Below are 18,740 nucleotides of genomic sequence, written 5' to 3' on the forward strand. Positions count from 1 at the left end.
AATTTACGAACAAAACATTATCTGGAGCATTACCTGTCCAGACTTCTTTATGATTATTCCAGATACATAAGAGTAGTGGCTGAAGGATTTTTCTCAATCAGAACTGGGGGTTCTGGGGCTTTATTACATAGGTTATAGTGCTTATCTTAAACTCATGTTAAGCTCAGTTATGGTCTTTGTTTTTGACCTGATATAAACCAACGGAGGGATGTACATGAAACAAAAAATATTCGCCTGGATAGCGTTACTGGGCTTTTTTGGAAGCGTCACCTTACCGGTGCAGGCCGCCATGATCACTACGCCGGATGTGATTCAGTCACAGCAATCCGAATATGATCGTGAACAGTTATTTTCGATGCTGGATCGTGATGATGTTCAGGAAAAATTATTATCAATGGGGGTCGCTCCTGAAGTAGTCCAGGATCGCATCAACAGCATGACTGATTTTGAAATTGCCCAATTAAATCAGCAAATCAATGATATGCCAGCCGGCGGGATCCTTGGTGCCATTGTGCTTATTTTTGTTGTATTTGTGATTACCGATGCCATTGGTGCAACCGATATATTCCCATTTGTCAGACCGGTCAGATAGTCTGGTTTCAATGATGCAAAAAGGTTATGGCATTACCAACACCCAGCTCCGGCTGGGTGTTTTATTACTACTGAGTTTAATCCTCCCAGCCTGTAGTCATACACCGCAAACCAATCAACTAAACCAGCAGGCGTTTGAACCCCGTATGGTTGAACTGGAGGATGTGCCTTTTTTCCCCCAGACTCAGTATCAATGTGGTCCCGCCGCTTTAGCCACTGTTATGCAATACCGTGGCATAGACATCCTGCCTGACACCCTGACCGAACAGGTATATATCCCGGAAAAGCAAGGCAGTCTGCAGATAGAAATGATTGCAGCCACCCGCAAGCAGGGTTTAATGCCCTACCCGTTAGCACCTGATATGGAAGATTTACTGACAGAGGTCGCTGCCGGCAATCCGGTTCTGGTTATGCAAAACCTTGGATATAACTGGAAACCCTTCTGGCATTACGCCGTAGTAGTGGGTTTTAATATCGATTCAGGTGAGTTAATCCTGCGTTCAGGAGAAACCAAACGCTGGCAAACCACTCTGCAAACCTTTGAACGTACCTGGGCACGAACTGAACATTGGGCCCTGGTCATCGTTGAACCGGAAAATATTCCATCCACTGCCAATCTGGCCGTCTGGTTACAGACCGCTTATGACGCTGAAAAAACCGGTCAGTCAGCTACAGCAGAACAAGCTTACCAGGCAGCAATGTCGCATTGGCCAGATAATAAACAACCCGGAATTGCATTGGCCAATCTGTATTATCAACAAGACAGCTTTGTTAAAGCCGATACCATATATGGCCAATTAACAGAAAAATTCCCGCAAGAAGCCTCACTGAGAAATAACCGGGCATATACGTTAAAGGCGATGGGCTGTCATCAAACCGCTTTGGCTTCCGCAGCCTGTGCAATACGACTGGCACCTGACGATCAAAATATTCAGTCTACATTTCAGGAAATGTTCGCCTTGGAGCCGATTTCCCATAAAACCTGTCCAACCATATCCTGTATAAACTGATCACCGGATAACAGAACAATCTTAGCGATCTGTCTGATGCATGTTTAAGGTTGTGGTAGTACTTTCCCTGACATAAACTAAACTGAAATATTGACGGAAATGGTATGCGACAGCTTTTCGTCATGACTATCAGGATGCCGTATTTTGACAAAAAGCTTATTGAGAATTTTGTACAGCAGCAAAACCCATCAGCGTTTATCAGAAATCGATTTAACAAAGCTGCTGCAACAGAGTCGACAAAACAATTGGCAAATCCAGATCCATGGCATCCTCTGCTATAACCATTCCGATTTTATTCAGGTACTTGAAGGTCCCGAAACAGCGGTCATTAAACTCTATCAAAAAATCCTTGATGATGACCGTCATTATGACTGTAAACTGATTAATATCTGCCTTAGCAATAAATACATTTTTAACGACTGGTCAATGGGCTACATTGATATCAGTCAAGGTAACATGCGCAGGCTGAGACAGGAGTTACCTGAAAAGTTATCCAGTGATAATGCCGATAAATTTGCTTTTCAGCTGAAACATTATCTGAATAGCCCATCCCAGAAAAATGCTGATCAGACTCTATTTATCTGATATCACCTGACCATACGAACAATATACGAACAAAGAAAGAGAGAAAACGAATCAAATGACTATTGAAATGCCCAATTTCAAACCGTTAGGTTGTAATAAGTGTTTAGAAGGTGGTGGACTGGATTTCAGTTTTTCAATGGCATTCCAGCCGATTGTTAATATTAAGGATAAACAGCTTTTTGGTTATGAAGCACTTGTCAGAGGTGTGAATAATGAGCCTGCCTACACAATACTGGACAAACTGAACGATACCAACCGCTACTCATTTGATCAGACCATTCGGGTAAAGGCCATCCAGATGGCCAAACAACTGGATTTGCAGGGTATGCTCAGCATCAACTTCTTCCCGAATGCCGTATATCGACCTGAAACCTGTATCAGGGCGACACTGGAAGCGGCTGAGGTGATGAATTTTCCGACTGAGAATTTAATGTTCGAAGTCACTGAGGTGGAAAAAGTAAACGACAACAATCACCTGAAAAATATCTTCGATGAATACAAACGGCATAACTTCACCACGGCAATTGATGATTTTGGATCGGGTTATGCCGGATTAAATCTACTTGCTGATTGGCAGCCTGACATTATCAAACTCGATATGGCACTGATTCGGAACATTAATACCGATAAAGTTCGACAATCCATCGTGCGTTCAATCATCATGACCTGCAATGATCTGGAAATAAGCGTGATTGCCGAGGGTGTGGAAACGATTGAAGAGTTTCAGTTCATACGGGATCAGGGCGTGGCTTTATTTCAAGGCTACTATTTTGCCAAACCACAGTTTGAAGCGTTGCCAGACGTTGATCCCGCACTTTATCGCTGACAGAAATAAAGAAATAAAAAAAACCTCCCTCCAAATTAAATTCTGGAGGGAGGTCATTGTTTATTTTACTTCAAAACGGCCTTTCATCATGCCGCTATGTCCAGGAAATGAACAGAAGAAAGTCAGCTTCTCACCAGCCAGTCCTTCAGTAGAAAATTCAACTTCTGATGTTTCTCCACCGCCAATCACTTCCGTGGCAGCAATGATACGGTCATCACCTTCTGGCAGATAATTATTATCCAGGCCTGCGGCAGCACCTTCTTTCACAATTGCCTGCATATCATCCGTCTTAGTTAACACCCAGTTATGGCCCATCATATCTTTTGCCATTGAGCCAGTATGTTTAAGCGTAACCTTGACGGTTTCACAGCTGGCAGGAACCGACATTTTTTTCTTGTCGAAACTCATTTGATCAGTACCTTCAATGACCAATTCACATTCATCGGCAAATGCAGTAAACGGCAACAACATAAATACGGCAGCAGCGGCTAACAAACGATTCTTATTCATTTTGATCTCCCAATAATTCCGGCAACATTGCCTTCTTCACAAGATAAGCACACCAACAAAATTCAGTTATCAATTAAACGTGTTGTGTGCGTGCATACATGATTCATCATTAATGCTAATCCGTTTCATCCCATTCAGATCTCTGCAACTGACCCACCACTTTGCTGAATGATTAAATCTCACCATCATCCTCTGCAGTTGGTGACAGTTTATCTATCAAATAAACTGATGAAACCGTGGTTCTTAATAATAATCGTTCTCATTATAGAGAGCAGATTTTAATGATAACAATAGGTCAACACAGATTGAGAAAGTGTTCCTGTATTCATCCGAGAAACACCGGCACTATTGAAAATCATGCTTTCCAGACGACAACCAGGCCCTTAAAGTCAGGTTGCAACTGAACAGATAACAGTATTTCTGTTAGTCCGCTTTAACCTGGATGTCAAAATAATTTTCCAATGCATTAGGTGACATCATGATGGCCAAAAAGGTCATCATCAGACCTGTTCCCTGTGGATTTTTCGAATTAATATCCAGTTCCACCTGAGGCTTATCACTGTCGATAAAACGGGTGCTGGCCTGAGTTAATTGTGACTGCAAATCAGCCGAAATGGCCGGTAATGCAGAAAACTGCTGCAGCATTTGCTGTTTCAACTGGTTTTTGAAAACCTCTGGTGAGACACCCGCTTTTTTAGCGTTTTCCTCGATTAACGGTTGCCAGGCACCACGATCTTCAAACTCGATAGAGGCTTTAATCAAGCCAGTCTGCATCCACTCGGCCGAGGTTGTTGTCATATCCTCATTATTTCTAAGCCGCTGCATCTGACTTTCCAGATCAGGGATCTGACTGAAATCAGTATGCAGATTCATTGAGAATAATTGAGCCGCGTCTTTTTTTGTCAGTTCGGGATTATAAAACTGATTCTGCAAATTCAGGCTTAACTGACGTTCCACCGGTTTGTAACGATAAGCAAGACGTTGATTGTGGCCTATTTTATCCTCGTTAATCCCCAAGATTCGCAAAGTATCCACCAGTGATTGTTCCTGTTCTGGCGTACCATCACCACCCGTCACGGTAAATAACGCATCCTGAGTCGAAATATTCATTGCATAAATGAAATCCTGCTCCTGATTCAGTTCAATCTCACTCAGTGTTAGTAAACCAATCTGATGTTTACGACCGGCGTCATCAGTAACCAATACATCTTTAACTGAAATGTTTTTGTTATATGGATTCGCAGCCACTTCACCGACTTCAACCTGGCCACCATTCTGATTAATTCTGGTGACTAATTCGTCCACCAATTCCTGCGCAGCCTGGTTAGCCTGATTATTGGCGACCGCATGCGCTCCGCCAAGTGCAATCGCGATGATTGCCAGGGGCACATAAATGATTTTTTTGACTTTGAACACTGCTGTCTCCAACAAAATTGAATTAAAACTGAACTGCAGTATGCCTGTAAGACCATCTACAAACTAGTTTAGTTTGAGGTTTAAAGACACAGTAAACCATTATATGGCCCCATCAAGTCTAGGGGCTGCTGCTCTTTCATAAGTGCCTTTGTTATGACGCTAAACGATCAACAGGTCCTGATTTTAAACCCGTTAAAACCGTTCAGCTAACACATAGATAAAAAAACCGACGTATAGCCGGTTTATTTTTTGGTTAAGCAAGGCGTGAACGATTAAGGGATCCCAAATAACTAAGGCCAAAACACATAACGTTTTCCAGATTATTGCTGAATAAAACAATTACGCTTTGTTGCAGATTTTTTCCACTCCATGTTTACCATCATGCATGCCACGATAAACCAGACGACACAGTTGATTACCCTGCTCAATTTTAATGCTGTCGCCCACATTTAACCTTTTAGTTTGATCATTAATCGTAAAGATAATACTGCGACTTGATTGATAGTAATCCCGTAACGCTAATACGCCTAAATCAGGGTAATAAATAGTCTGGAACTCAGGCAAAGCGATAGTTGGAATCAAATCCCCACCTTTTTTATTCAACAGTTCTTTTCTAAGCACTTCCCGATCATGAGCGACCGTTTCCAGTTTACTGGTTAAGGATTGGTTGGCTTGCATCGCCTGATTAAGGTTTTGACTCAACTGGCTAATCACGTTTTGAGCTTCAGCATTTCCTACCGTTAGTTCAGCGAGTTCCTGAATAGAGTCTTCCAATGCACCAAACTGAGATTGTTGAATATCAATAACCTCCTGAACGCTCACATCAAACAAATCAGGAAACATCAATGCCATACCCGACTCATAAGCATTTTCAGCCGGCACAGATACCATAAAACCTATTCCGGCAGCGACCAAAGGCTTTTTGATAAAGTTTTTAATCGGGAAAGTCACTCGTGAAAAATCCATTTTTATCGCCTTGCTCCAGTCAAAATTTATGATGGAGAATTTATAGCATATTTGAGTAAGTGGATTACATACAAAATAGATGAGTGGCCAGGGTTTGTTTAAATAAGTACTGTTGAATAATGTGGGAATGCAAAAACAGAAGACATAAAAAAAGCGCTGTAAGCGCCTTAGGTATGGTGTTTTAAATGGAGGCTGGGGTCGGAATCGAACCGGCGTTAACGGAGTTGCAGTCCGCTGCATGACCACTCTGCCACCCAGCCAGGGTACTTCATCTTAAGCTATCCAAAACTAAAAAGCCGCAGTAGTGACTTGGACTGACCGCGGCTTTTTTTATTCTTGGAGCGGGAAACGAGATTCGAACTCGCGACCCCAACCTTGGCAAGGTTGTGCTCTACCACTGAGCTATTCCCGCTTAGGAAGACGTGCATTATAGGCACTTAATATTTTCTGTCAACCCTTATCTACCAACACTGGCAAGGCTGCTTTCAAGTAACTGATCATTGAGGTCAATGTGAGTAAAGCGGCTATGTATAAGAGGCCCACGCCAATCTCAAAAACCGGTAATCCAAACAGCGGTTTATAGAATATCAGACAGCCAATGGCAATCATTTGAAAGGTCGTTTTCCACTTGCCGATCGAGGAAACCTGAACCACATGACGGGCACCGATTTCAGCCATCCATTCACGTAATGCGGAAATGGTGATTTCACGAAATACAATGACAATCACTGGCAGCAAGATAAACCAGACCGGTGACTTATAAAGAATCAACAATAACGCGACCACAACGATTAACTTATCGGCTACCGGATCGATAAAGGCGCCGAAAGGTGACGTGAGATTCATGCGCCGGGCCAGATAACCATCAAGCCAATCGGTAATGCCCGCCAGCACAAACACCACGGTTGCCCAAACGGTCGCACTTGGATTAGGAACAAAATACAGTATGACTAGAACAGGTATCAGTAAGACCCTGAGCAGACTGAGCAGATTTGGTAAATTCAGCATATTAATGTCGTTAAAAACTACAGATAATACCTATGTTAGCACTATGCAGCATTTAATTGTCCGGATGGAACAGGTCATATATTTTCTGAGCCAGAGCGGCGCTGATGCCTTCCACTCTTTGCAGGTCTTCCACTCCGGCACGTTTAACCTCTTGAAGACCACCAAATTGCTGCAATATTTTTTGTCGACGCTTTGGTCCCAGCCCTGCAATATCTTCTAATGAGGAAGTTTTTCGTGCTTTGGCACGACGTTGCCGATGCCCTGTGATGGCAAAACGATGTGCCTCATCTCGCACTTGCTGTAATAAATGTAATGCCGGTGAATCGGCAGATAAAGTAACTTCGCCTGCACGACCAACCAGAAATAATGTTTCTTCGCCGGGTTTACGAGCCGGGCCTTTGGCGATACCCAAAATTGGTAAATCGCTTAAATTTAATTCAGCCAGTACTTCCTGAGCTTCTTTGATTTGGCCTTTGCCCCCATCAATCAATAATAAATCCGGACGTTTGCCTTCCCCGTTATTCAAACGGGTAAAGCGTCGGCTTAAGGCTTGATTCATTGCCGCATAATCGTCGCCCCCCGTAATGCCTTCAATATTGAATTTACGGTAGTCACTTTTAATCGCGCCTTCCAGACCAAACACCACGCAGGAAGCGACTGTGCGCTCACCACGGGTATGACTGATATCAAAACATTCAATGCGTTTAGGCAATTCATCGAGAGCCAACGCATCCTGCAGCATTTCAAAACGCTGCATCAGATTGGAACGACTGCTAATTCGCTGCGTCAGACTAATCTCGGCATTGGTCATGGCCATTTGTAGCCATCGGGTTGCATGTCCACGTTGCGGTTTTCGCAGGATGACTTTATGTCCGGATTCAGTCTGCAATACATCTTGTAACAGTTGAGCATCTTCCACTTCATGGCTGAGCAGAATTTCGGCAGGTACATCTTTACCTAAGTAATACTGTGGGATAAACGCGGTTAGCAATTCTGACTCGGTCAGATCCGATGAACCTTTGGGGAAATAGGATTTACTGCCCAAGTTTCTGCCCCCACGAACAAAGCTGACTTCCACCACGGCAAGACCATCACGCACAATCGCGGCCAGCACATCAGAATCGCCTTGCATGGAGCTGACATATTGTCGTTCTTGAACTCGTCGCAGGCTGATGATCTTGTCGCGGATAGAAGCCGCTTGTTCAAACTGCAGATTCTGCGAAGCGACATCCATCTGGTTACTCAGCTCATCCATAACCTGCTGGTTTTTTCCTTCCAGGAACATGATGGTGTGCTGCACATCTTTTTGGTAATCACTCTCAGAAATCAGCCCCACACAGGGTGCCGTGCAACGTTTGATTTGATATTGCAGACAAGGCCGGCTGCGGTTTTGATAATAACTGTCTTCACACTGACGCACCGGAAACAGTTTCTGCAGCAGATTCAGACTTTCACGCACGGCACCGGCACTGGGGTAAGGTCCGAAATATTTGCCTTTTTTACGCTTGGCACCGCGATGCACACTTAATCGTGGAAAGTCATCACCAGAAATCAATAAGTATGGGTAGGATTTATCATCACGCAATAACACGTTGTAACGTGGCATCAGCTCCTTGATCAGGTTGTTTTCCAGTATCAGGGCTTCGTTTTCAGTATGGGTAACGGTGGTCTCAATCGCCGCGATCTGCGCAACCATCACCTGTGTTTTGCTGGTTAAACCACTGCTGCGAAAATAACTGCCTACACGTTTTTTGAGGTTTTTGGCTTTACCGACATAAATAACGGTACCTTCCGCATCGATCATGCGATAGACACCAGGCCGGCTGGTAAGTGATTTTACAAAACTGACCGGATCGAATTGGAATTCTTTTGTGGGGTTTTCAGCCTGACTCATTAAATTTCGTAATTAAGAATTATCGTCTTTTCTGGGTGAATATTGACGTTGATAACATTTGTGCGCCTGGTAAAAACTGTTGGCCGACAAGCCTAACAAAATTAATCCACCGATTATTGCTGGAACATTTTCGTGATAAAAATAAAACATGGCCAGGGCAGCTAATAACTCAGCAGTGCCAATTACTTTTAATAACACAACATTTTCCGTCCGTTTCACCATGTTCCATCTCCGCTTCGTTGCAAAATTTTGACTATAGCATTAACACTTATTGTTTGTAAGGACATTATCTTGTTTGAAAATGCTGGATGCTGTACTTGGTCAAGTATGGGAAAATAATGCGCTTTCTCATTTAACTATCAAGGTATCACTTTTGCCAGCCAACCTGCTTCAGCCTGTCTTGCCTGTATCAGCCAAAGATCAACTTCGTGCCGGACAATTATACGGTAGTGCACAGGGATTATTGTTAGCAAAAGCAGCTCAGCAACATGACGGCCCATTATTGGTGGTGACTGATGATGTGGCGAGTGCTCATCGCCTGGAATTGGAAATCCGCTTTTATCTGGGTAATGCCGAATTACCAATATTGCATTTTCCGGATTGGGAAACGCTGCCTTATGACAGTTTTTCGCCACATCAGGATATTGTTTCCGAACGACTGCAGACATTGCATCATTTACCCGATTTTAATCATGGCATTTTACTGGTCCCGATTGCTACCCTGATGCAACGCATTGCGCCCCGATCGTTTCTCGATGGCAATCATCTTGAGCTGAAAATCGGCGATCAGTTTGATATCGAACAATGGCGCCTCAAACTGGAAAAATCCGGGTATCGTAATGTGGCGCAGGTTATCGAACACGGTGAGTTTGCGGTTCGCGGTGCGATTATAGATTTATTTCCAATGGGTAGTCGTCAGCCTTATCGTATTGATTTGTTTGATGACGAGATCGACACCCTGCGTACTTTTGATCCGGAAACCCAGCGATCTATCGATAATATTGATCAGATCCAGTTATTACCGGCACGCGAATTTCCGGTGAATGACGACAGCATTGCTTTATTCCGTAAACAGTTCCGGCAGTTTTTTGATGGCGACCCGCAACGCAGTCTGATTTATCGCGAAGTCAGTGCCGGTAATATGCCGGGCGGTATCGAGTTTTATTTGCCGTTGTTTTTCGAGCAAACCGCCCGACTCACCGATTACCTGCCCGATAACACACTGTTAGTGCAGCTCAATGATACCTTCCATGCCGCAGAACAGTTCTGGCAGGAAATCCAAATCCGTTACCGCCAGCATAGTGTTGATCCGGAAAGACCCTTATTACCGCCGATCAATGTGTTTGTGCCTGTTGAAGAGTTATTCAGTCAGTTCAAGCAATGGCAACGGCTGCAATGTCAGAATTTTGAATTAGATGGCTCAGCCGGTAATAGCAACTATGCCACGGTAATACCGCCATCTTTACCGCTCAACTCCAAACAAGATCGTCCTTGCGAAGCGCTGCATCAATTTATTGATAAATTCGCTGGGCGAATTTTAATCGCCGCCGAATCCGCTGGCCGCCGTGAAACGCTGCTGGATCTGCTGCGTAAAAACCAGCTGCAGCCGAAAGTTGTCGACAACTGGGATGCGTTTATTAATGATAGCGCGCCGCTGTGTATTACCGTGGCACCGCTCGAACAGGGCTTGCTGCTACAGATTGAAAATATTGCGGTTGTTGCTGAAACCCAGCTGTTTGGCCAACAGGTTATGCAACGCCGTCGTCGCAGCCGTAAAAAGCGGGATTCCGATGCCATTATTCGTAACCTTGCCGAACTCACGATTGGTGATGCGGTAGTCCATGAAGATCATGGTGTAGGCAGATATCTGGGGTTGCAGACACTTGATGTCGGCGATGTAGCGACCGAATACGTAACACTCGAATATGCCAAAGGTGACAAATTGTATGTGCCGGTGGCTTCGCTGGATTTAATCAGCCGTTACTCCGGCTCTGCCCCGGAACTGGCTCCATTACACCAACTTGGCACCACCCAATGGGAAAAAGCGCGTCGTCGTGCTGCCGAAAAAGTACGTGATGTGGCGGCAGAATTACTGGATATCTATGCCAAACGTGCGGCCAATAAAAAACCGCCAATGCAGTCGCCAGATGAACAATATGAAGCTTTCTCGGCCGCCTTCCCGTTTGAAACCACGCCGGATCAACAGGATGCGATTGATGCCGTGATTGCCGATATGCAATCGGAAACGCCTATGGATCGTTTGGTGTGTGGTGACGTTGGTTTCGGTAAAACTGAAGTCGCCATGCGTGCGGCATTCCTGGCTGTTCAATCTGGCAAACAGGTATTGGTGTTGGTGCCGACTACCCTGCTTGCTCAGCAACATTATGAAAACTTCAAAGATCGCTTTGCTGATTGGCCGATCCGGGTTGAAGTTTTGTCACGCTTCCGTAGCAAGAAACAATTGGATGATGTCAAATCGGCGATCACTGAAGGGACGGCTGATATCGTGATTGGTACACATAAACTATTGCAGCAGGATATCGATCCAAAGCGGCTGGGTTTGTTTGTGCTCGATGAAGAACACCGTTTTGGCGTCACCCAGAAAGAACAACTGAAAAAATACCGTGCCCAGATCGATGTATTAACGCTTACCGCCACGCCGATTCCCCGCACCCTGAATATGTCGATTTCCGGCATTCGTGATTTATCGATTATTGCCACTGCCCCGGCACGCCGTTTAGCCATTAAAACCTTTGTGTTGCAATGGAATGCCGACAAAATCCGTGAAGGTATGCTGCGTGAAATCAAACGTGGCGGTCAGGTGTATTTCCTGCATAACAAAGTGGAAGACATTGATCGGGTAGCACGCGAACTCGAAACCTTAATGCCGGAAGCGCGTATTGCCGTGGCGCACGGGCAAATGCGAGAACGAGAGCTGGAACAGGTCATGCTCGACTTTTACCATCAGCGTTTTAATGTGCTGGTCTGCACCACCATTATTGAAACCGGTATCGATGTGCCGACCGCCAACACCATCTTTATTGATAGAGCCGATAAATTAGGTCTGGCCCAGCTTTATCAAATCCGCGGTCGTGTGGGCCGTTCGCATCACCGTGCCTATGCTTATCTGATCACACCACCGCAACAGGCCATGACAGCCGATGCGATTAAACGTCTGGAAGCAATTGAGTCGATTGAAGATTTAGGTGCGGGCTTTACCCTGGCTACTCACGATATGGAAATTCGGGGTGCCGGTGAGTTACTGGGTGATGAACAAAGCGGCCAGATGCAGGAAATCGGCTTTACCTTATATAACGAACTGCTGGAACGCGCGGTCAATGCGTTGAAATCCGGCAAAACGCCGGATCTGGATAATATGGCTCGCCATACAGTGGAAATCGATCTGCATGTCCCGGCATTGATTCCGTCAGATTATCTGCCCGATGTGCATACCCGTCTGGTGTTATATAAACGCATTGCTGCTGCCGCAGACAAGGAAGCCTTGCGTGAACTGCAGGTGGAAATGATTGATCGCTTTGGTTTGTTACCTGAACCGGTGCAAACCCTGTTTGCCGTCCATGAGTTACGTCTTAAAGCTAAAACCATCGGCATTCGTAAGATTGATGTTTATGACCAAGGTGGTCGCTTATTGTTTGATAAAGAACCTCAGGTGGAACCGATGACCATCATCCAGCTGATTCAAAAACAACCTTCCCGTTTCAAACTGGATGGTCAGGATAAATTACGTTTTACCGATAACATGCCGGATGCCGAAAGCCGCATTCTGGCGATTGATTCACTGCTGGATAATCTGCTCAAGCCGGCCGCCTGATGCAACAGGATCGTAATTTTGACGATTTGGCTGAGCGTTTTAATGCGCGTATTTATGACACCCTCAAAGGTCAGTTGCGGCTGGATATTCTCAAACAGGATCTGCATCAGTTTACCCAGACAACATCCCTAAACGTTTGGGATGCCGGTTGTGGCGCCGGACAAATCAGTTTGTGGCTGGCTGGCTTTGGTCATCAAATGACCTTATGTGATATTTCTGGAAAACTGTTGGCGCAGGCACAACAACATTTTGCTGAAGCCAAGTTGCAGGCCCGTTTTCATCACACCTCCATTCAAATGTTATCCCCGCAGTTAAACAACTTCGATTTGGTGATTTGCCATGCGGTAGTGGAATGGCTGGCAAGTCCCCTGGAGACCCTGAAACAGGTAATGGATCGCGTTAAAACAGGTGGTTATCTGTCACTGATGTTTTACAACCGCAACGCCATGGTCTACAAAAATGTCATTCGCGGTGGCTGGAGACTGGAACCAATCCTCAATGATCGCTATATTGGTATCGGAAATAAGCTCAGTCCGCCCTTTCCACAATATCCAAATGAAATAATTCAGTTTTTACAAAATAATGGTTTTGAAATTATTCAGCACAGTGGAATTCGTGTGTTCAGCGATTATTTGAACTCTGAGAGCCGAAACCAGACAAATGAACAGGAATTACTGGCATTAGAGCACCAATATTGCCGTATGCCAACCTACCGTGACATGGGACGTTACGTACATTTACTGATTGAGAAAAAATCTCCGGATTAGTAAGGATTACTTCATAATATGCAGTTCTATCAATTTTACCTTGATAAAAGCGTTTTGACGTTATAGTCCGTTTAAAGATTTAGGAAAAACATGTTCAAACATAAACTACCACTCATCATATTAGTATCAAGCCTGTTCACCACAGCTTGTATTCAAAACGAGACTCGTCCCAGTGTTTCTAACGAACAGTTAAAATCAGCTTTAAGCGACAGTGAATCCAGATTAGAAACGCAGTTCCGTCAACAATGCCAGAAAATCATTGATAACCAGAACAAGCACCAGGCTGGACTGCAATCGTTTTCCAAAGAGCAGCAAATTACCCGTAAACAGTTAGATGAGATTAATGAACAGGTCGTTCAGCTTAATGAAAAACTCGCCCAACGCGCAGTAGTTCAAGCAGCACAAACTGTTCAGCCTATTGATTCCCAGAGCTGTCCTCCCCCGGCACCAATGACTCTCAACGATAAATTAGTGTTGGGGCAAACCGAATGGCTATGGATTGAAGCCGTGAATCGTGTATTCCCCGCGCGTGTAGATACCGGAGCCACTACGTCATCATTAACTGCACAGGATATCGTAACCCTGGAACGGGATGGTCAGAAATGGGCTCGCTTTACCATCGTTCCGGAGGAAGGCAGTGATAACAGCTATGAAGTGGAAGCGCCAATAGCCAGAACGGCCAATATCCGCCAATCGTCCACAAACGAAATTGATAAACGTCCCGTCGTCAGACTGACCATTCGTATTGGAAATATGACTGATACGGCAGAATTCACCTTGACCGACCGATCGCATATGAGCTATCCGATTCTGCTGGGTCGTGAATTTTTAAAAGATATCGCTGTAGTGGATGTTGCGAAGAAAAATGTTCAGCCTAAACCTGAGTTACTGAAAGATCGCGCATCAGCCATACCCAAAAAAGCCAAACAGGCCAACCCAAAAGCAACAGACGAAGAGTAAGGATCCATCATGGCATCACGTACGCCTTTTTATATTCTGGTCAGTCTGCTGTTTCTTGCTGGCACAGCGCTAACCTTACACCGGCATATTGCATTTGATATCCCATGGTTCCCGGGAGAGCAGCGTCAAACCTGGTCGATTGAAGCTAAAGTAGATTTTGAAGCCAGCGGCGATCCGGTGACAGCACGATTAGCCATTCCTAATACCCAGCCGGGCTTTACCCAGCTCAATCAACAGACAGCCAGCCCTGGCTTTGGATTGTCTTTTGTTGATCGCACTGGTGGAACCTATGCAGAATGGTCGAAAAGAGAAGCCAATGGCAATCAATCGCTTTATTACAAAGTCGATATGCTGGTCGATCCGTTTGCTATTCCACCGGACCAGGAACCGGTTACCAATGTACAACCTAATGTCGAAAAAGAGCCTTATGCGACGGCAGCGCAGATGATTCTGGAGCGTGCCACTGAACGTTCTTCTTCAAACTACACATTAGCCCGCGAACTGATTCATGAATTTAATAACCAGCAACAAACCGCTGAACTGCTTGCGCAGATCAAACCCAAAACCGTCTGGATTGCACAATTGCTTCAGGAAGCCGGTGTTCCAGCCAGACGTATTCATGCGTTAGAACTTGAAGATGGCCGCCGCCGGCAGTCGTTGATTGAATATATTCAGGTATTTGACGGCAATGATTACGAGATTTTTAACCCGGAAACCGGGGTACAGGGTCAGGCAGAAAATATGCTGCTCTGGCAATACCATTCCGGTCCGGTACTGGAAGTGGTTGGCGCCACCAATGCTCAAGTCACTTTTTCGATGATTTCGCAGGAACAACCATTCAATATAGCCCTGAATCAAAAGTTTGCTGATAACGAATGGCTGAATTTTTCACTCTATACCTTGCCTCTTGAGGAACAAGCCATTTTTAAAGGCATTTTGTTGATCCCGGTAGGTGTATTGATTGTTGTGTTGATGCGTATTCTGGTGGGTATTAAAACTTCAGGCACCTTCATGCCGGTATTGATTGCCATGGCGTTTATCCAAACCAGTTTACTGACCGGCTTGATCGGCTTTTTACTGATTGTCGGTGTGGGTTTGATGATCCGATCCTACTTGTCCTATCTCAACTTGTTACTGGTCGCCCGAATATCCGCGGTCATTATTATGGTTATTGGTATGATCGCCATCTTCTCAATCATCGCTTATAAATTTGGTTTAACCGAAGGCATGAAGATCACTTTCTTCCCGATGATTATCCTCGCGTGGACCATCGAACGTATGTCGATCCTGTGGGAAGAAGAAGGCGCCAAGGAAGTTATGATTCAAGGCGGTGGCTCATTACTGGTCGCCATCCTCGCTTACCTTGCCATGAACCTCGATTGGGTACGCCATTTAACGTTTAACTTTATGGGCATTCAGTTAATTCTGATGGCACTGACGTTAGTTGCGGGCAGCTATACAGGCTATCGATTACTGGAATTAAAACGCTTTAAGCCCCTGACCAAGCTGCATAACCAATGAACGCACCAGCTGAAAAAAAAATGGGTTGGTTTGAAACCCTGCGAGAACGCTATGCCCATCCCAGTGCGCTCAGCAAAATCGGGGTATTGGGGATGAATCGCCGTAACGTTTCCTATATCAGTCGCTACAATCCACGGCATCTGTTCCCGCTTGTTGATGACAAATTGCAAACCAAAGAACTGGCATTAGAAGCTGGTGTGAAAGTCCCTGATTTAATTGGTGTTATCAGTGAGCAACACGCTGTAAAAGATTTAAGCCAGATTCTGCAAAACTGCGAAAGTGGCTTTTGTATTAAACCGGCTCATGGTTCCGGTGGAAAAGGCATAATGGTTATCACTCGTCAGAGCGAAGAAGGTTACCGTAAATCCAACGGCCAGTTTGCCACCATTAGCGATCTGGAACGGCATGTTAGTAATATTCTGGCAGGTTTGTTTTCTCTGGGCGGCCGGGCCGACGTCGCGATTATTGAAGATTTGATCCACTTTGATGATTGCTTTAGTGGTTTCAGCTATGAGGGCGTGCCTGATACGCGGGTAATTGTCTTTCGCGGTTTCCCAGTAATGGCAATGATGCGGCTATCAACCGCTGACTCAAACGGCAAAGCCAATTTACATCAGGGTGCTGTTGGCGTAGGTCTTGATATTGGTGATGGACATGCGTTGCGTGCGGTACAGTTCGATAAACCGATTCTGTTACATCCGGATACCGGTTTGAATATGATGACGCTGAAAGTACCGCATTGGGAAGAAGTGTTAAATCTTGCCGTATCGTGTTATGAAATGTCGGGACTGGGATATCTGGGTACTGACATTGTACTGGACCGTTTTAAAGGCCCTATGTTACTGGAATTAAATGCCCGTCCGGGTCTTACCATCCAGATTGCCAATGGCAAAGGCTTATTGCCACGCCTTCGACAAATAGAGAGTCTCAGTCACAAGAAAAGAATGAGCGTTGCTGATCGCGTCGCTTATGCAAGGGAACACTTTACTGATCGTCACTGATTTAACAGGAGTCCGAAAAGATGGCTAATCAAACTAAATCAACTGCACTGATTCTGGGTGGGGCATTATTTCTGGGGTTAACCTTGCTGGGCTTCCAACTCGGTAAAGCATTGATTGATTTTAAACAGCTGGAACGCAGTGTCACCGTTAAAGGGTTATCTGAACGTGACTATCCTGCCGATGTGGTGATTTGGCCGATCCAGTTCATCGAAGCCAACAATGATCTGCCCGAATTGTACAAAGTGGTAGAAGATAACAGCAATAAAGTACGCGAGTTTCTGCGTCAGCGTGGCATCAATGAAGCTGAAATCACTTTTAACTCACCCAGTATTATCGATAAATCAGCTCAACAATATGGTGGCGGTCCGCGGGCAGAGTTTCGCTATACGGCAAACCAAACCATAACGGTTTATTCAGAAAATATTGAAGCCGTTCGTCAGGCAATGACAGCCTTGGCCGATCTGGGCAAACAAGGTCTGGTACTGGCTGGTGATAACTATATGGCACAGACTGAATATCTGTTTACCCGGCTTAATGAAATCAAGCCGGAAATGATTGAAGAAGCCACTGAAAATGCCCGCGAAGTCGCCGAGAAATTCGCACAGGATTCGGACAGTGATTTGGGCAAGATCCGCAGGGCTTCTCAAGGACAGTTCAGTATCACCGCCCGTGACAAAAACAATCCACATATAAAGAAAGTTCGGGTGGTTTCTACTGTGGAATACTACTTGTCAGATTAAGCGTGGCTGGCGAATCTCCAATTAAAGGGCGAGGAACCGCGACTCAAATAGATGGACGTTATAACACTTTTCAACGTGAAAATGTCGAGGATGGCTGGTTTCAGGAACCTGATAATCCCCCTAAAACCACGGTGCAAATTGAAACACCGAAAACCATCATTACCCGCAATCAATCCCCCGATCTGCCATTTAGCCAATCCATTAACCCCTATCGTGGCTGTGAACATGGCTGTATCTATTGTTATGCCCGTCCCTCCCACGCCTATTTAGGACTCTCCCCGGGTCTGGACTTTGAAACCAGACTGACGGCAAAACCCGATGCTGCAAAATTATTAAAAAAAGAGTTAGCCGCGAAAAATTATCAATGTTCGCCAATATCACTGGGCGCGAATACCGATCCCTACCAACCGATAGAGCGTGACTATCAAATCACCCGACAAATTCTGCAGGTTCTTAATGAAACCCGGCATCCCTGTCATATCGTGACCAAGTCGGCCATGGTGGAACGTGATATCGATATTCTGCAACAAATGGCATCACAGGATTTAGTACGGGTCCATCTTTCCATTACCACATTGGATCCGGCCTTATCGCGGGTGATGGAACCCAGAGCCAGTGCACCTAAACGTCGCTTGCAAACTATTCAAACCTTGCGTGCAGCAGGCATTCCAGTCACCGTATTGATTGCGCCAGTGATTCCGGTATTAACGGATGCCGAACTGGAGGATATTGTCAAAGCCGTCACGCGGGCGGGCGCATTGGATGTCAATTACATTCTGCTTAGATTACCACTGGAAGTCAGCCCGCTATTTGAAAAATGGCTGCAGACTTACCGCCCTAATCAGGCTCAACATATTCTTAACCGCATTCATGATTTACGCGGTGGTAAAAATAATGATCCCCGTTTTAGTCACCGGCTTCGTGGTGAAGGTATTTTTGCTGATCTATTAGAACAACGGTTTCGAAATATTCACAAAAGAACGCAACTTGAATGCTCCATAACGCCATTACGATGTGATTTGTTTCAGGCTCCAGGCAGCCAAATGCGTTTGTTTTAATACTAAAATTCTGTGTACAAGAAATCTGGGTTTATCACCTGAGGTCCGCTTTTCC

The 18,740-nt window shown here is 45.1% G+C and carries 17 protein-coding genes and 2 tRNA genes; 11 read left to right on the forward strand and 8 right to left on the reverse strand.

Annotated features, from left to right (window positions below; genetic code table 11):
• The first annotated feature begins 214 nt into the window (after positions 1-214).
• The 4 genes from B2W60_RS03575 (at position 215) to B2W60_RS03590 (ending at position 3,012) form a co-directional block, all read left to right on the forward strand.
• Entirely contained in the window at positions 215-592 is a 378-nt protein-coding gene (locus tag B2W60_RS03575) for a DUF6627 family protein (RefSeq protein ID WP_292362579.1), read from the forward strand.
• Between the two features lie 10 nt (positions 593-602).
• The gene (locus tag B2W60_RS03580) at positions 603-1,601 is read left to right on the forward strand and encodes a PA2778 family cysteine peptidase (protein WP_292363959.1); all 999 of its coding nucleotides are present in this window, start codon (positions 603-605) and stop codon (positions 1,599-1,601) included.
• Between the two features lie 144 nt (positions 1,602-1,745).
• Positions 1,746-2,186 (forward strand): BLUF domain-containing protein, encoded by a 441-nt coding sequence (locus tag B2W60_RS03585; protein ID WP_292362577.1) that lies wholly within the window; start codon positions 1,746-1,748, stop codon positions 2,184-2,186.
• 55 nt (positions 2,187-2,241) lie between these two features.
• Positions 2,242-3,012 (forward strand): EAL domain-containing protein, encoded by a 771-nt coding sequence (locus tag B2W60_RS03590; protein ID WP_292362576.1) that lies wholly within the window; start codon positions 2,242-2,244, stop codon positions 3,010-3,012.
• A 60-nt stretch (positions 3,013-3,072) separates the two neighbouring features.
• On the opposite strand, the gene azu is transcribed toward B2W60_RS03590, so the two are convergent.
• The 8 genes from azu to B2W60_RS03630 form a co-directional block, all read right to left on the reverse strand.
• A complete protein-coding gene (gene azu / locus B2W60_RS03595; RefSeq protein ID WP_292362575.1) occupies positions 3,073-3,522 on the reverse strand; it encodes an azurin in 450 nt (149 codons plus the stop codon).
• A gap of 423 nt (positions 3,523-3,945) precedes the next feature.
• A complete protein-coding gene (locus tag B2W60_RS03600) occupies positions 3,946-4,938 on the reverse strand; it encodes a hypothetical protein (RefSeq protein WP_292362574.1) in 993 nt (330 codons plus the stop codon).
• A 339-nt stretch (positions 4,939-5,277) separates the two neighbouring features.
• On the reverse strand, positions 5,278-5,904 hold the full coding sequence (locus B2W60_RS03605) for a hypothetical protein (protein ID WP_292362573.1): 627 nt from the start codon (positions 5,902-5,904) through the stop codon (positions 5,278-5,280).
• Between the two features lie 186 nt (positions 5,905-6,090).
• Positions 6,091-6,164, reverse strand: a tRNA-Cys gene (locus B2W60_RS03610).
• Between the two features lie 77 nt (positions 6,165-6,241).
• Positions 6,242-6,316 (reverse strand) — tRNA-Gly (locus tag B2W60_RS03615).
• Between the two features lie 38 nt (positions 6,317-6,354).
• On the reverse strand, positions 6,355-6,912 hold the full coding sequence (pgsA, locus tag B2W60_RS03620; protein WP_292362572.1) for a CDP-diacylglycerol--glycerol-3-phosphate 3-phosphatidyltransferase: 558 nt from the start codon (positions 6,910-6,912) through the stop codon (positions 6,355-6,357).
• A 52-nt stretch (positions 6,913-6,964) separates the two neighbouring features.
• Positions 6,965-8,806: an excinuclease ABC subunit UvrC gene (gene uvrC, locus B2W60_RS03625; RefSeq protein WP_292362571.1), complete on the reverse strand. Its 1,842-nt coding sequence runs from the start codon at positions 8,804-8,806 to the stop codon at positions 6,965-6,967.
• Positions 8,807-8,818: 12 nt separating this feature from the next.
• Positions 8,819-9,028 carry a hypothetical protein gene (locus B2W60_RS03630; RefSeq protein ID WP_069295918.1) on the reverse strand — a complete coding sequence of 70 codons (210 nt, stop codon included), beginning with the start codon at positions 9,026-9,028 and terminating at the stop codon, positions 8,819-8,821.
• Positions 9,029-9,107: 79 nt separating this feature from the next.
• Between B2W60_RS03630 and mfd the strand changes: the two genes are divergently transcribed.
• From mfd to B2W60_RS03665, 7 genes are all read left to right on the forward strand, one after another.
• A complete protein-coding gene (gene mfd, locus B2W60_RS03635; protein ID WP_292362665.1) occupies positions 9,108-12,638 on the forward strand; it encodes a transcription-repair coupling factor in 3,531 nt (1,176 codons plus the stop codon).
• Positions 12,638-13,405, forward strand: a complete 768-nt coding sequence (locus B2W60_RS03640; RefSeq protein ID WP_292362570.1) for a methyltransferase domain-containing protein — start codon at positions 12,638-12,640, stop codon at positions 13,403-13,405. The genes mfd and B2W60_RS03640 overlap by 1 nt, the downstream gene beginning before the upstream one ends.
• Before the next feature lie 90 nt (positions 13,406-13,495).
• Positions 13,496-14,365, forward strand: a complete 870-nt coding sequence (locus B2W60_RS03645) for an ATP-dependent zinc protease (RefSeq protein ID WP_292362569.1) — start codon at positions 13,496-13,498, stop codon at positions 14,363-14,365.
• Between the two features lie 9 nt (positions 14,366-14,374).
• Positions 14,375-15,886: an inactive transglutaminase family protein gene (locus tag B2W60_RS03650; protein ID WP_292362568.1), complete on the forward strand. Its 1,512-nt coding sequence runs from the start codon at positions 14,375-14,377 to the stop codon at positions 15,884-15,886.
• On the forward strand, positions 15,883-16,887 hold the full coding sequence (locus tag B2W60_RS03655) for an alpha-L-glutamate ligase-like protein (protein ID WP_292362567.1): 1,005 nt from the start codon (positions 15,883-15,885) through the stop codon (positions 16,885-16,887). The genes B2W60_RS03650 and B2W60_RS03655 overlap by 4 nt, the downstream gene beginning before the upstream one ends.
• Before the next feature lie 20 nt (positions 16,888-16,907).
• Positions 16,908-17,627, forward strand: a complete 720-nt coding sequence (locus tag B2W60_RS03660) for an SIMPL domain-containing protein (RefSeq protein ID WP_292362566.1) — start codon at positions 16,908-16,910, stop codon at positions 17,625-17,627.
• A gap of 2 nt (positions 17,628-17,629) precedes the next feature.
• Entirely contained in the window at positions 17,630-18,685 is a 1,056-nt protein-coding gene (locus B2W60_RS03665; RefSeq protein ID WP_292362565.1) for a PA0069 family radical SAM protein, read from the forward strand.
• Positions 18,686-18,740: the final 55 nt, after the last annotated feature.

Source organism: Methylophaga sp. UBA2496 (assembly GCF_002341635.1).
GTDB lineage: Bacteria > Pseudomonadota > Gammaproteobacteria > Nitrosococcales > Methylophagaceae > Methylophaga.